This is a genomic window from Paracoccus salipaludis (assembly GCF_002287065.1).
Classification (GTDB): Bacteria; Pseudomonadota; Alphaproteobacteria; order Rhodobacterales; family Rhodobacteraceae; genus Paracoccus; species Paracoccus salipaludis.
In genome coordinates, this window is sequence record NZ_NSJZ01000007.1 from 25,220 (window position 1) to 38,736 (window position 13,517).

The following is a 13,517-nucleotide window of genomic DNA, read 5'->3' on the forward strand; positions in this document are numbered from 1 at the left end:
TCCCATTCCACTGCACGCGGTGGATTACGAGGCGGGCAGCAGAACCCCGTCGATCACATGAACCACTCCGTTCCCGGCCTGAAGGTCGGCGGCCGTCACGGTGACGGGCGTGCCGTCCGCGCCCCCGATCATGACCTTGCCGTCCATGCTGGTCGCGGTCAGGCGGCAGTTGCCCAGCGTGGTGATCTCGGCGCTGCCGTTGTTGTCGGCGATCAGCTTGGCGACATCCGCCGCCATCGCCTTGCCCTCGACCACGTGGCAGCCCAGCACGGCGGCCAGCCGGTCCTTGTTCTCGGGCTTGAGCAGGTCATCGAGCGCGCCTGCCGGCAGCGCCGCAAAGGCGCCGTTCGTGGGGGCGAAGACGGTGAAGGGGCCTTCGCCCTGCAGCGTCCCGGCCAGTTCGGCGGCCGTCACGGCTTGCACCAGCGTGGTGTGGTCGGGCGAGCCCACGGCGACATCGACGACGGTCGCGGGGGCGTCCTGCGCAAGGGCGGCGCCCGCGCCGAGGGCGAACAGGGCGGCGGCGGTGAAGGTCCGGGCAAAACTCATGGTCGTCTCCTGCTGGATAGATTGTTTCACTCGTGCCAGAATAACTGCATGCAGGCCGGGATGGGATCCGTGCCCCCGGCATCAAGTTGGCGTGACGGTTCAGGAGCTTGCCGTGATCCGTTGCCCCGGCGAAGTTCCTGCTTGTGCCTCGGCGGCGCGTTTCCCATCCTCCACCGGCCTGACCTGCCGGAGATCGCCATGCCCGCCCCCGAGAACCGCTTCAAATCCCGGCTCGCAGCGGGCGAGACCCTGATCGGCGCCTGGGTGGGGCTGGGTGACGCCTATGCGGCCGAGATCACGGCCACGGCGGGCTTCGACTGGCTGCTGATCGACGGCGAGCACGCGCCGAACGACCTCCGTTCCATCCTGTCGCAACTGCGGGTGGTCGAGGGGTCGGCCAGCGCCCCGGTGGTGCGCCTGCCGATGGGCGAGACCTGGGCCATCAAGCAGGCGCTGGACATCGGGGCGCAATCGCTGCTGATCCCAATGGTGGAAAGCGCGGCGCAGGCGGAGCAGCTTGTCCGCGCCGTCCGCTATCCACCGAACGGGAACCGCGGCGTGGGGGCGGCGCTGGCGCGGGCCTCGGGCTTTTCCGCGGTGCCCGACTACCTTGCCACGGCGGATGCCCAGATCTGGCTGGGCGTGCAGGTGGAAACCCGCGCGGGCCTTGCGGTCCTGGACGAGATCCTGACGGTCGAGGGCGTGGACGGCGTCTTCATCGGTCCCTCGGACCTGGCCGCGGATATGGGCTTCCCGGGGCAGCTGGACCACCCTCTGGTGCAGCGCGCGATCCGCGCCGCGATCCGGGTCATCTGCGCTGCGGGCAAGGCGCCGGGCATCCTCTGGACGGACGAGGCGAATGCGCGCAACGCCGTGGCCGACGGCGCCCGCTTCGTGGCGACCGCCATCGACGTGACGACCTATGCCGCCGCGATCCGGGACGCGGCGGCACGGGGGCTGGCGCTGAAACCCTGAATCAGTTCTGCCGGGGCACCCGCCCCAGCAGGAAGAACTCCTCGTTCGGGGGAATGTCGGCCATGTTCACCAGCCGGTTCGACATGCCGAAGAAGGCCGCGATCGCGCCGATGTCCCAGATCTCGTCGGGGGTGAAGCCCGCGTCGATCATGTCCTCGTAATCGTCCTGGGTGATGTTGTCGGCATCCGTCGCCACTAGCTCGGCGTAGTAAAGCATGGCGTAATGCCGTTCGCTCAGGCCCGCCTTGCGCCAGTTGATCGCCACCTTGTCCGCGATCAGCGGATCCTTCGCCCGGATGCGCAGGATCGCCCCATGCGCCACCACGCAATACTGGCAGCGGTTGATGCCGCTGGTCGCCACCACGATCATCTCGCGCTCGGCCTTCGACAGCCCCTCGTCCTTTTCCATCAGCGCGTCGTGATAGGCGAAGAAGGCGCGGAACTCGGCCGGGCGGTGCGCCAGCGCTAGGAAGATGTTCGGAACAAAGCCCGACTTCTCCTGCACGGCGCGGATCATCTCCTGGATATCGGGCGGCAGGCTCCGCAGGTTGGGGATCTCGAAACGGCTGATCGGCTGGGTCATGGAGAAGGCTCCTGCGTGTGACTGTTCCTTCTCGCACGCGGCGACCGCCACGACCACTGGCGTCCTGCCTTGCCTGCGCGGCTCAGGTCAGGGCGCCGTGGAGCGCCCGCAGGATGCGCCTTGCGCCGTCGAAATTCGTCGCGATCTCGAAGCTGACAAGAAACAGGAAAGGATAACCCAGGTATTCGCGCCGCCAGGTCGCCGGCACACGCGTCCAGGCGGCCGCGATCCCGCGTTGGAAGATCGGAAACAACAGCCAGCCGATCGCCGCGCCGACGGCAAGGCCGGCAAGGACGTCCGAGGCATAGTGCTTGCCCACCAGGATGCGCGGCAGGGACACGAGCAGGACTGCGTGCAGACCTAGTAGCCACCAGCCCAGGCGCGGAGCGACGCGGAGCATGGCAACAGCAAAGGCACCGAAGATCATGGCATGATCACTGGGAAACGAACTCCAGTCCTGAAGCCAGGCATCCGTCTGCGCCAGTTCGCCCGCTACAGCGGGGTCCACGAACGGGCGGGGGCGGTACGGCAGCAGGTTGGCCGTCATGCGCCCGATCAGGATGGCGACCATGATGACAGCCACCAGTGCGGCGGCGTCGATCCGCTGGCCGAGTTGGGTCCTTGCAGCGGGACGGAACCAGACCCACCAGATGGCGGTTGCGGCCAGCACCCCCTTGACCTCGTAGAGGGTCGAGAAATCGCTCAGGTTTGCCGCCACGTCCGGATGTTCGCTCATCCAGATGATCAGGGCGCGTGAAAGCTGCTGGTCAGACCCGCTCAGCATCAGCCACACGCTGGACGCCAGGCAGCCGAGCGCAACCAGAGCAACCGGCAGGGCAGAGGATGTTCCATGTTCCTTGAAAGGTGAAAGCGGCTCCGCTGGAAAAGTCATTCTGTCGTGCCTTCGCATAATTGTCATGTTGACCCTTAGAATGCTTTTGCCCTTGAGCAGTATGCAAAAGACGAATCTGGATTAACGTCTTGGCCGAAGGGCTCGCAGCCACTGGCCCATCTCGTGGCGCCCTGTCGTTGACTTTCGCTCGTCCGCCTCGTATCCGGTTCCCGATTCCCGGAAGGTCGTCCTTCCGGTCCCCGCCTTGTCCGGGGATCGCCCCCCGTCAGCGCGGATGCGCCCACGGGGGCAAATGGTGTTTTCTTGCGGAGGGTCCGCGATGTTCGAGAGCCTGTCAGACCGCCTCGGCGGAGTCTTCGACCGCCTGACCAAGCAGGGCGCCCTGACCGAGGATGACGTCACCGCCGCCATGCGCGAGGTGCGCCAGGCGCTGCTGGACGCCGACGTCTCGCTGCCGGTCGTGCGCAGCTTCGTCCGCGCGGTCACGCAGAAGGCCACGGGCGCGGCGGTCACCAAGTCGGTCAGCCCCGGCCAGCAGGTCGTCAAGATCGTCCATGACGAACTGATCCGCACCCTTCAGGGCGAGGACGCGCCCGAGACGCTGAAGATCGACACCCCGCCCGCGCCGATCCTGATGGTCGGCCTGCAGGGCTCGGGCAAGACCACCACCACCGCCAAGCTGGCGAAACGCCTCAAGGACCGCGAGAAGAAGCGCGTCCTGATGGCCTCGCTGGACACCAACCGCCCTGCGGCGATGGAGCAGCTTGCGATCCTCGGCCAGCAGGTCGGCGTCGATACCCTGCCGATCATCAAGGGCGAGAACGCGGTCCAGATCGCCCGCCGCGCCAAGCAGCAGGCGACGCTGGGCGGCTATGACGTCTACATGCTGGACACCGCGGGCCGCCTGCACATCGACGAAGTGCTGATGGACGAGGTGCAGGCCGTCCGCGACGTGGCGAACCCGCGCGAAACGCTGCTGGTCGTCGACGGACTGACGGGCCAGGACGCCGTGAACGTCGCGACCGAGTTCGACGCCAAGGTCGGCGTCTCGGGTGTCGTGCTGACCCGGATGGACGGCGACGGACGCGGCGGCGCGGCGCTGTCGATGCGCCAGATCACCGGCAAGCCCATCCGCTTCGTCGGCGTCGGCGAAAAGATGGACGCGCTGGAAACCTTTGATGCGGAACGCGTCGCGGGCCGCATCCTCGGCATGGGCGACATCGTGGCCCTGGTCGAGAAGGCGCAGCAGGTCCTGGAGGTTGAGCAGGCCGAGCGCATGATGAAGCGCTTCGCCAAGGGTCTGTTCAACATGAACGACCTGAAGAACCAGCTTGAGCAGATGCAGAAGATGGGCGGGATGCAGTCCATCATGGGCATGATGCCGGGCATGGGGAAGATGGCCAAGCAGGCCGAGGCCGCGGGCATCGACGACAAGATGATCCGCCGCCAGATCGCGCTGATCAATTCCATGACCAGGAAAGAGCGCGCGAACCCCGAGCTTCTGCAGGCTTCCCGCAAGAAGCGGATCGCGGCGGGCGCCGGCATGGACGTGGCGGAACTGAACAAGCTGCTGAAGATGCAGCGGCAGATGGCCGACACGATGAAGAAGGTCAGCAAGATGGGCAAGGGCGCCATGCTCAAGCAGGCGATGCGCGCCATGTCCGGCAAGGGCGGCGGGCTGCCCGACCTGGGCGAGGTCGATCCGGCCAAGATGGCCGAGGCCACCAAGATGCTGCAGGACCCCAAGGGCTTGGGCGGCCAGCTTGGCGGGCTCAACCTGCCCGGCGGGCTTTCGGGGTTGTTCGGCAAGAAATGACCACGCCCTTCGCCCCCCTGCCGGTGATCGCATCCGGCCGGTTCATACCTTCCGTGCATCGGCTGTGCATCAGCCGTGCCTCGCCTGCACAGCCTGGATTCGCCCGATGACCGACCCCGCCACCCGCGCCGCCGAGGTGCTCGCCGAGCACCGCGCCAGCATCGACCGGCTGGACGCCGTCCTGGTCTTCACCCTGGCCGAGCGGTTCAAGCACACCCAGTCCGTCGGGCGGCTCAAGGCCCAGCACGACCTGCCGCCCTCGGACCCCGCGCGCGAGGCCCAGCAGATCGCGCGGCTCGAACGGCTGGCGGCCGAGGCGGATCTGGATCCGGCCTTTGCCCGCAAGTTCCTGAATTTCGTGATCTCGGAAGTCATCCGGCATCACGAGCAATTCCAGAAATAACGCCATATCAAGGAGATGAACCTATGGCCATGAAGATCCGGCTCGCCCGTGGCGGGTCCAAGAAGCGTCCCCACTACGCCATCGTCGCGTCCGACTCGCGCATGCCGCGCGACGGCCGCTTCCTGGAGAAGCTGGGCACCTACAACCCGCTGCTGCCGAAGGACTCGGAAGAGCGGATCAAGATGGACCTCGAGCGCGTGCAGTACTGGCTGGGCCAGGGCGCGCAGCCGACCGACCGCGTGGCCCGCTTCCTGGAAGCCGCCGGCGTGAAGGACAAGACCGAGCGCGCCAACCTCAAGAAGGGCGAGCCGGGCAAGGCCGCCAAGGACCGCGCCGAGAAGCGCGCCGCCCGCGACGCCGCCGCTGCCGAGGCCGCCAACGCGCCCGCCGCGACCGACGAGACCGCGCTGGACGCGTCCGAATCGACCAGCGGCACCGAGTCGCCCTGATCCACGGATCGCCGGCGGGCGCGTCATGGCGCCCGCCTGTCCTGACGCTCGGCAGGGGGCACCCGCATGGCTGAACCGTCCAACCGCATCTGCGTCGGCGCCATCGCCGGCGCCTTCGGCGTGCGCGGCGAGGTGCGGCTGAAAAGCTTCTGCGCCGTGGCCGATGACATCGCCACCTATGGCGAACTGTTCAGCGAGGACGGCAGGCGCCGCTTTGCCGTCAAGCTGACACGCCCCGTCAACGGGGGCCTCGGTGCCCGGCTGTCGGGGATCGAGACAAAGGAACAGGCGGACGCGCTGAAGGGCGCGACGCTCTGGGCCGACCGCGCGGCGCTGCCCTCGCTGCCGGACGACGAATTCTACCACGCCGACCTGATCGGGCTCGAGGTGATGGACACGGGCGGCGCAAGCCTGGGCCGGGTCCGCGCCATCTATGACCACGGCGCGGGCGACATCCTCGAAGTTTACGGGACCTCGGGCATCCTGCTGATCCCCTTCACGCGGGCGGCGGTCCCCACCGTGGACCTGGCTGCAAGGCGTATCGTCGCCGATCCCCCGGGTTCGGATGAATAGGGCGTCCTCGCGCCAGTGGATCGGCCGGGCCCTGATCTTCGTCGGACCCGTGCTGGCGGGTCTTGGCCGGGCAGGGGGCTGGTCGGTCGGGTTGTTCGCGCTGCTCGCCGTCTGCGGGCTGGTGCTGGCCGCGCCTGCGGAAACCTGGCGCTCGCCCTTTCACCTGGCGGGGGCCACGGCGCTGGCCGCGCTGGGCTGCGTGGCGCTGTATTTCGGGGGCGGGGCGCTGGCCCGCAGCCTCGGCTGGTCCGGCAACTGGGGTGGCCTCGGCCCTCTGGCGCTGTCGGGGGCGGGCGCGGTTCTGGCGGGCACCGGCTGGTTTCCGGTCGGCGGGGGCCACGATGGCTGAGCCGCCCTCCCGTTCGCATGGCCGGGTGGCCGTCCGCCCCACGCTGCGGCCGCGCGACCTGATGGCGCCGCCCGAACTGGCGGGCGCCTGGACCGCGCAGGTCATCACCCTGTTCCCCGAGGCCTTCCCCGGCACGCTGGGCCTGTCGCTGACGGGCCGGGCGCTGACCGAAGGGCTGTGGTCGCTGCGCACGATCCAGTTGCGCGACCACGGCATCGGGCGGCACCGCAACGTGGACGACACGCCCGCCGGGGGCGGCGCGGGCATGGTGATCCGCCCCGACGTCATGGCCGCCGCCCTGCGCGAGGCGAAATCCGCCGCGCCGGACCTGCCGGTGGTCTATCTCTCGCCGCGCGGCCGCCCGCTGACGCAGGCGATCGCCCGTCGTCTGGCGCAGGGTCCCGGCGTCACGCTGATCTGCGGGCGGTTCGAGGGCGTGGACCAGCGCGTGCTGGACGCCTTCGACGTGACCGAGATCAGCATCGGCGATTATGTCCTGACCGGCGGAGAGATCGCCGCTCAGGTCTTGATCGACGCGACGGTTCGCCTTATACCGCGCGTGCTGGGGAATCAGGAATCTCTGGCCGAGGAGTCCTTTTCCCACGGCCTGCTTGAGCATCCGCAGTACACGAAGCCCGCCGAATGGGAAGGCCGCAGGATCCCGGATGTTCTTTTGTCCGGAAATCACGCGGCAATTTCGCATTGGCGGGACGAAGAGGCCGAAAGGCTGACAAAGGAACGCCGCCCCGACCTGTGGCGGGCATACCGCGACGGTATGGACCCGAACCGAAGGACGCAGCTCTCGGGCGCATCAGACCAATCGCGGAACCACCGCGAGCATGACGAGGATCAATCGCGATGAACCTGATCGCCCAACTGGAAGCCGAGCAGATCGCCTCGCTCGGCAAAACCATTCCCGACTTCAAGGCCGGCGACACCGTGCGCGTCGGCTACAAGGTGACGGAAGGCACCCGCACCCGCGTGCAGATGTACGAAGGCGTCTGCATCAGCCGCAAGGGCGGCGAGACCATCGGTGCGTCCTTCACCGTCCGCAAGATCTCCTTCGGCGAGGGCGTCGAGCGCGTCTTCCCGCTGTATTCGACCAACATCGACTCGATCGAGGTCGTGCGCCGTGGCCGCGTCCGCCGCGCCAAGCTGTACTACCTGCGCGATCGTCGCGGCAAATCCGCCCGCATCGCCGAAGTGTCCAACTACAAGCCGAAGGCCGCCAAGGCCGACGCCAACGCCTGAGGTCGCGCGCGATGAAAGCCGATACCCATCCCGAATACCACATGATCACCGTCAAGATGACGGATGGCACGACCTACCAGACCCGTTCGACCTGGGGCAAGGAAGGCGACACGATGTCCCTGGACATCGACCCGACCTCGCACCCGGCATGGACCGGCGGCTCGGCCAAGCTGATGGACACCGGGGGACGCGTCTCCAGGTTCAAGAACAAGTACGCCGGCCTGGGCTTCTGATCCCCGGCACCGGAACCCGGAAGCGCCGCCCCGAAAGGGCGGCGCTTTCTCATGCCGCAGCGGCGATCGGCAAGGAACCGTCCATGGCGGCGATTGTCCACAGGTGAGCGTCCGGACCGCCATGACTTGTCCCGCCCGGCCCGTTAGCCTTCCGCCGATCTGAAGCGAGGCGATTCGTGGCGCATATCATCGTCGTCGGAAACGAAAAGGGCGGCTCGGGGAAATCCACCACCTCGATGCATGTGGCCACCGCGCTGGCCCGCATGGGGCATCGCGTGGGGGCGCTGGACCTCGACGTGCGCCAGCGCAGCTTCGGCCGCTACCTGGAAAACCGCATGGCCTTCCTGGAGCGCGAGGCGCTGACCCTGCCCACACCCACGCTGGCCGAACTGCCCCGCGACGAGGGCGGGGATCCCTTGTCGACCGCCGTGTCGGCGCTGGACCCCGAGCATGACTTCATCGTCATCGACTGCCCCGGCTCGCACACGAAGCTGAGCCAGATGGCCCATACGCTGGCCGACACGCTGGTCACGCCGATGAACGACAGCTTCATCGACTTCGACCTCTTGGCGCGCATCTCGCCCCAGGGCGAGGTGCTGGGGCCGTCCATCTATGCCGAGATGGTCTGGTCCGCGCGCCAGTTGCGGGGGCAGGCGGGGGCGGGACCGATCGACTGGGTGGTGCTGCGCAACCGCCTGGGCACCACCGAGATGCACAACAAGCGCAAGGTCGGCGAGGCGCTGACGCGGCTGTCCCGCCGCATCGGCTTCCGCGTGGCCGCCGGCTTTGCCGAGCGCGTGATCTTCCGCGAACTGTTCCCGCGCGGACTGACCCTTCTGGACCTGCGCGACATCGGCACGCAGAACCTGTCCATGTCGAACATCGCGGCCCGGCAGGAACTGCGCGACCTCCTGGTCGAGCTGCGGCTGCCCGGCGTCAAGGTCAACATCTAGGCACCATCACGTCACTGCCGCAGACGTCGCCATTGTGGCGGGTTATGGTCGCTCTTATGTGCCACCGGCACCAGAGAGACATCAGACCCATGCGGCGCCTTTTCCTTCTTGCAGCCCTTGTCCTGCTGGCCCCCGGCCCCCTGCTGGCCATGGGCGGCGCCCCTCCCGAGGAAGCGGCCGCCCCTGTCGCGGCCGCGGTCCCGACCGTCACGGTCGAGCCTGCCGCCATGGCCGAGGTGCAGCGGCGCGTGCCCCTGTCGGGCACGCTGGTCGCCCGGACCGAGGTGCAGGTCTATCCGCAGGTCGAAGGGCTCGAGATCGTGTCCCTGGGCGCCGAGGCGGGCGACCGGGTCGAAAAGGGGCAGGAGCTTGCCCGGCTGTCCGATGCGACGGTGCAGGCGGAACTGGACCAGGCCGCGGCCGAGCTGCAGCGCGCCACGGCCGGCGTCAGCCAGGCCCAAAGCCAGATTTCCAGCGCCCACGCCGCGCTGATCCAGGCCGTCACCGCGCTGGAACGCGCCCGCAGCCTGCGCCAGAGCGGCAGCGGCACCCAGGCCTCGCTGGATCAGGCCATCGCCGCCGAGGCCGCGGCCCAGGCCACGGCCATCAACGCGCGTGAGGGACTGGCGGTCGCCCAGGCCACCGAGGCGCAGGCCCGGGTCGCACGCGAGATCGCGCAACTGAATCTGGACCGCACGCGCATCGTCTCGCCCGTGGAGGGCCGGGTCGCCAGCCGCAGCGCGCAGCTTGGCGGCATCGCCTCGGCGGCTTCGGGGGCGATGTTCACCCTGATCGCGGATGGCTCGATCGAGTTCCAGGGCGAGGTGATCGAGACCGACCTGCCCCAGCTGCGCCCCGGCCAGCCGGCCGAACTGCAGGTTGCGGGCGTGGGGCCCGTGACGGGCCGGGTGCGGCAACTGCCCGCCGCCGTGGATGCGACCACGCGGCTGGGCCTTGTCCGGATCGAGCTTGACCACGACGACCGGCTGCTGGCGGGGCTGTTTTCCAGCGGCGACATCATCACCGACCGCCATGAGGCTGTGACGGTGCCCGCGTCGGCGATCCTGGCCGATGGCTCGGGCTCGCATGTGCAGGTCGTGGCAGAGGGGGTCGTGGAAACGCGGGCGGTGGACGCCGGCCTTCTGTGGCAGGACCGCCGCGAGATCCGAAAGGGCCTTGCGGCAGGTGAGGCGGTGATCGCCCGTGCCGGGGCCTTCTTCACGACGGGCGACCGGGTGAACGCGACGACGGGGAACCTGGACGCCCCGGCCGTCGCCTCGGCAGAGCCCGCGGCCCAGCCGGCCGCCGCCACGCCGTCGGTCGGCCTTGCCACTCCGGCTGCAGCGGCCACCATCGAGAAGGACATGCCGCCCGCGACCGAGCCCGTGGCCCCGGCGGCTCAGCCCGGGGCGCAGCCATGAACCTGTCCACCTGGTCCATCCGCCACCCGGTTCCACCCATCGCGGTCTTCCTGGTCCTGATCGTGCTGGGGCTGGTCAGCTTCCTGCGCCTGCCCGTCACGGCCATGCCGAACGTGGACCTGCCCATCGTCTCGGTCACGGTCGCCCAGCCCGGCGCGGCGCCGACCGAGCTGATCTCGCAGGTCGTGCGCCCGATCGAGGACGCCATCGCCAATGTCCAGGGGATGCGCCACATCAGCGCCACCGCTTCGGACGGGTCGGCCAGCCTGACGGTGGAGTTCGAGCTGGAAACCGACAGCGACCGGGCGCTGAACGACGTCAAGGACGCGGTGGCCAGCGTCCGCGCGGACCTGCCGCAGTCGATCACCGAACCGCTGGTCCGCCGCGTGGACGTGACCGGGATGCCGATCCTGACCTACGCGGTGGGCGACCCCACCCGGTCCATCGAGGGCCTGTCCAAATTCGTGGACGACGTGATCGCACGCGAGCTGACCACCCTTCGGGGCATCGGCCAGGTCAGCCGCATCGGCGGCGCCGACCGGCAGATCGAGGTGGCGCTGGACCCGGACCGGCTGCTGGCGCACGGGCTGACCGCGGCCGAGGTGTCCGACGAACTGGGCATGCAGAACGTCAACATGGGCGGCGGCCGGGGCGACCTGGCGGGCAAGGAGTATTCGATCCGCACGCTGGGCTCGGCCGACACGGTGGCACAGCTGGCGGCAACCCCCGTGTCCATCGCGGGCGGCAAGACGGTGCGGCTGGACCAGTTGGGCACCGTGACCGACGGACCCACGGATGAACGCAGCTTTGCGCTGCTGGACGGCAAGCCCGTGGTGGCCTTCGGCGTTTATCGCGCGACGGGCGAATCCGACCTCATGGCCGGCGACAATGCCAAGGAACGGCTGGCCGAGATCGCCGCGCGCTATCCCAACCTGACCATCACCCTGGTCGACGACACCACGACCTATACCGAACAGTCCTACGAGACGGCGATGCACACGCTGTACGAAGGCGCGGCGTTGGCGGTCATCGTGGTGCTGCTGTTCCTGCGCAACTGGCGCGCGACGGTGATCGCGGCGGTGGCGCTGCCCCTGTCGGTCATCCCGACCTTCTTCGTCATGGACGCGCTGGGCTTCACCCTGAACGGGATCAGCCTGCTGGCGATCACGCTGGTCACGGGCATCCTGGTCGATGACGCCATTGTCGAGATCGAGAACATCGTGCGCCACATGCACATGGGCTCGCCGCCCTATCTGGCCGCCGAGGAGGCCGCCAACGAGATCGGCACCACCGTCATCGCCATCAGCTTCTCGATCGTCGCGGTCTTCGCGCCCGTCGGCTTCATGAGCGGGATCGCGGGCCAGTATTTCAAGCAGTTCGGCCTGACGGTCGCGGTGTCGGTCCTGTTCTCGCTGCTGGTCGCACGGATCGTCACGCCGATGCTTGCCGCCTATTTCCTGCGCGGCGCCGGACACCCCGAGGAGGAACGCGACGGCCCCTTCATGCGCGGCCTCATGGGCGTGTTGCGCTGGACGATGCGGCACCGGGGGCTGACGCTGCTGCTGGGCCTCGGCGTCTTCGCGGGCTCGATCTATTCGGCCACCCTGCTGCCGACCGAGTTCATCGCCCCCGCCGACGTGGGCCGCAGCCAGATCGAGGTCGAGCTGCCGCCCGGATCGATCGTGGACCAGAACGAGGAGGTGACGCGCGCCCTGACCGCCCGCGTGGCCGCCATCCCCGAGGTGCAATCCGTCTTCGTCATGGGCGGCACCTCGGAGCCCACCAAGTCGCGGCTGATGATCAACTATGGCAACACGGCCAGCCGCGAACGCACCCAGTTCGAGATCGAGGAGCAATTGAAGGGCTTTCTGGCCGACACGCCCGACGTGCGGCTGAACTTCCAGAACGAGGCCGGCGCGAATGACCTGACGGTCAGCGTGCTGGGCGACACCGAGGAGGGCGCGGCGCAGGCGGCCGCCATGCTGGTGGCCGAGATGCGCGGGATGCCGGAACTGGAAAGCGTCACCTCGTCCTCGGCGCTGCAGCGGCCCGAGATCCAGATCACGCCGCATGTGGAACGCGCGGCCCAGATGGGCGTGTCCACGGCCGCCATGGCGCAGACGCTGCTGGTGGCGACCCTGGGCGATTCGGAATCGAACCTGCCCAAGTTCAACGCGGGCGACGAGCAGATCCCGATCATGGTCCGCCTGAACGAGGCCGCACGCGAGGACCTGCTGCAACTGAGGAACCTGCGCCTTCCGTCCTCGGTCGGGCAGGTGCCCCTTGGAGCGGTGGCCGACGTGTCGCTGTCGGCGGGGGCCACGCAGATCTCGCGCTATGACCAGCGCTATCGCACGACCGTGTCTGCGAACCTGGCGGACGGCGCGATCCTCGGGCCGGCCGCGGCCAAGGTGCAGGCGGCGCAGGACCGGTTGAGCCTGCCGCCGGGGACCGAGTTCGAGGCCTCGGGCGATGCCGAGATCATGGGCGAGGTTTTCGGCGCCTTCGGCTTCGCCATGGGGGCGGGGGCGCTGCTGGTCTATGTCGTGCTGGTGCTGCTGTTCCACAACTTCGTGACGCCGGTCAGCATCCTGCTGTCGCTGCCCCTGGCGATCGGCGGCGCGATCCTTGCGCTTTACGCCACCGGAAACGCCATCGGCATGGCGGTCGTCATCGGCTTCCTGATGCTGATGGGGATCGTCACCAAGAACGCGATCATGCTGGTCGAGTTTGCGGTGCAGGCGATGGACCGGGGCGTGGCCAAGCGCGACGCGATCCTTGATGCCGTCCACAAGCGGGCGCGGCCGATCATCATGACCACCATCGCCATGGCGGCGGGGATGCTGCCCTCGGCCATCTCGACCGCCGAGGGGTCCGAGTTCCGCTCGCCCATGGCCATCGCGGTGATCGGGGGGCTGCTGCTGTCCACGCTGCTGTCCCTGCTGTTCGTGCCCTCGTTGTTCTCGCTGCTACATGGCGGGCAGCAGCGCGTCGGCGGCTGGCTGCAGCGCCGCCTGGGGCTGAACAAGGCCGAGCCTGCGGCGGCGGAGTAGGGGCGCTGCCTCCGTCGCCCCTGCACGAAGGTGGTACCACCCCCATTCACCCCGCA

At 68.6% G+C, this 13,517-nt stretch carries 15 protein-coding genes; 12 read left to right on the top strand and 3 right to left on the bottom strand.

Translation table 11 applies throughout. The features are described 5' to 3' along the window. Positions 1–24: 24 nt before the first annotated feature. A complete protein-coding gene (locus tag CK240_RS09900) occupies positions 25–549 on the bottom strand; it encodes a fasciclin domain-containing protein (RefSeq protein WP_095640182.1) in 525 nt (174 codons plus the stop codon). A gap of 198 nt (positions 550–747) precedes the next feature. Between CK240_RS09900 and CK240_RS09905 the strand changes: the two genes are divergently transcribed. After that, entirely contained in the window at positions 748–1,524 is a 777-nt protein-coding gene (locus CK240_RS09905; protein ID WP_095640183.1) for an aldolase/citrate lyase family protein, read from the top strand. A gap of 1 nt (position 1,525) precedes the next feature. Here CK240_RS09905 and CK240_RS09910 read toward each other — a convergent pair whose 3' ends face one another. Together CK240_RS09910 and CK240_RS09915 are read right to left on the bottom strand one after the other, a co-directional pair. Beyond that, on the bottom strand, positions 1,526–2,107 hold the full coding sequence (locus CK240_RS09910) for a peroxidase-related enzyme (RefSeq protein WP_095640184.1): 582 nt from the start codon (positions 2,105–2,107) through the stop codon (positions 1,526–1,528). An 82-nt stretch (positions 2,108–2,189) separates the two neighbouring features. After that, on the bottom strand, positions 2,190–2,999 hold the full coding sequence (locus CK240_RS09915) for a phosphatase PAP2 family protein (protein ID WP_167650013.1): 810 nt from the start codon (positions 2,997–2,999) through the stop codon (positions 2,190–2,192). Positions 3,000–3,279: 280 nt separating this feature from the next. Here CK240_RS09915 and ffh point away from each other — a divergent pair, with 280 nt between their 5' ends. The 11 genes from ffh to CK240_RS09970 all read left to right on the top strand — a co-directional run bounded on the left by ffh (position 3,280) and on the right by CK240_RS09970 (position 13,461). After that, positions 3,280–4,776 (top strand): signal recognition particle protein, encoded by a 1,497-nt coding sequence (gene ffh, locus CK240_RS09920; RefSeq protein ID WP_095640186.1) that lies wholly within the window; start codon positions 3,280–3,282, stop codon positions 4,774–4,776. Positions 4,777–4,882: 106 nt separating this feature from the next. After that, complete coding sequence (locus CK240_RS09925) at positions 4,883–5,179, top strand: chorismate mutase (RefSeq protein WP_095640187.1); 297 nt, start codon at positions 4,883–4,885, stop codon at positions 5,177–5,179. A gap of 23 nt (positions 5,180–5,202) precedes the next feature. Continuing rightward, a complete protein-coding gene (gene rpsP / locus CK240_RS09930) occupies positions 5,203–5,628 on the top strand; it encodes a 30S ribosomal protein S16 (protein WP_095640188.1) in 426 nt (141 codons plus the stop codon). Between the two features lie 66 nt (positions 5,629–5,694). Beyond that, entirely contained in the window at positions 5,695–6,201 is a 507-nt protein-coding gene (gene rimM, locus CK240_RS09935; RefSeq protein ID WP_095640189.1) for a ribosome maturation factor RimM, read from the top strand. Further along, on the top strand, positions 6,194–6,550 hold the full coding sequence (locus CK240_RS09940) for a hypothetical protein (protein WP_095640190.1): 357 nt from the start codon (positions 6,194–6,196) through the stop codon (positions 6,548–6,550). Before rimM ends, CK240_RS09940 begins: the two co-directional genes overlap by 8 nt. Beyond that, positions 6,543–7,412, top strand: a complete 870-nt coding sequence (trmD, locus tag CK240_RS09945; RefSeq protein WP_095640191.1) for a tRNA (guanosine(37)-N1)-methyltransferase TrmD — start codon at positions 6,543–6,545, stop codon at positions 7,410–7,412. The genes CK240_RS09940 and trmD overlap by 8 nt, the downstream gene beginning before the upstream one ends. Beyond that, a complete protein-coding gene (rplS, locus tag CK240_RS09950; protein ID WP_090752485.1) occupies positions 7,409–7,801 on the top strand; it encodes a 50S ribosomal protein L19 in 393 nt (130 codons plus the stop codon). The genes trmD and rplS overlap by 4 nt, the downstream gene beginning before the upstream one ends. 11 nt (positions 7,802–7,812) lie before the next feature. Then, on the top strand, positions 7,813–8,034 hold the full coding sequence (rpmE, locus tag CK240_RS09955) for a 50S ribosomal protein L31 (RefSeq protein ID WP_090752488.1): 222 nt from the start codon (positions 7,813–7,815) through the stop codon (positions 8,032–8,034). 176 nt (positions 8,035–8,210) lie between these two features. Next, positions 8,211–8,987, top strand: coding sequence for a division plane positioning ATPase MipZ (locus tag CK240_RS09960; protein WP_095640192.1), 777 nt, complete (start codon positions 8,211–8,213; stop codon positions 8,985–8,987). Positions 8,988–9,076: 89 nt separating this feature from the next. Beyond that, positions 9,077–10,408, top strand: a complete 1,332-nt coding sequence (locus CK240_RS09965) for an efflux RND transporter periplasmic adaptor subunit (RefSeq protein ID WP_095640193.1) — start codon at positions 9,077–9,079, stop codon at positions 10,406–10,408. Next, a complete protein-coding gene (locus CK240_RS09970) occupies positions 10,405–13,461 on the top strand; it encodes an efflux RND transporter permease subunit (RefSeq protein ID WP_095640194.1) in 3,057 nt (1,018 codons plus the stop codon). Before CK240_RS09965 ends, CK240_RS09970 begins: the two co-directional genes overlap by 4 nt. Positions 13,462–13,517: the final 56 nt, after the last annotated feature.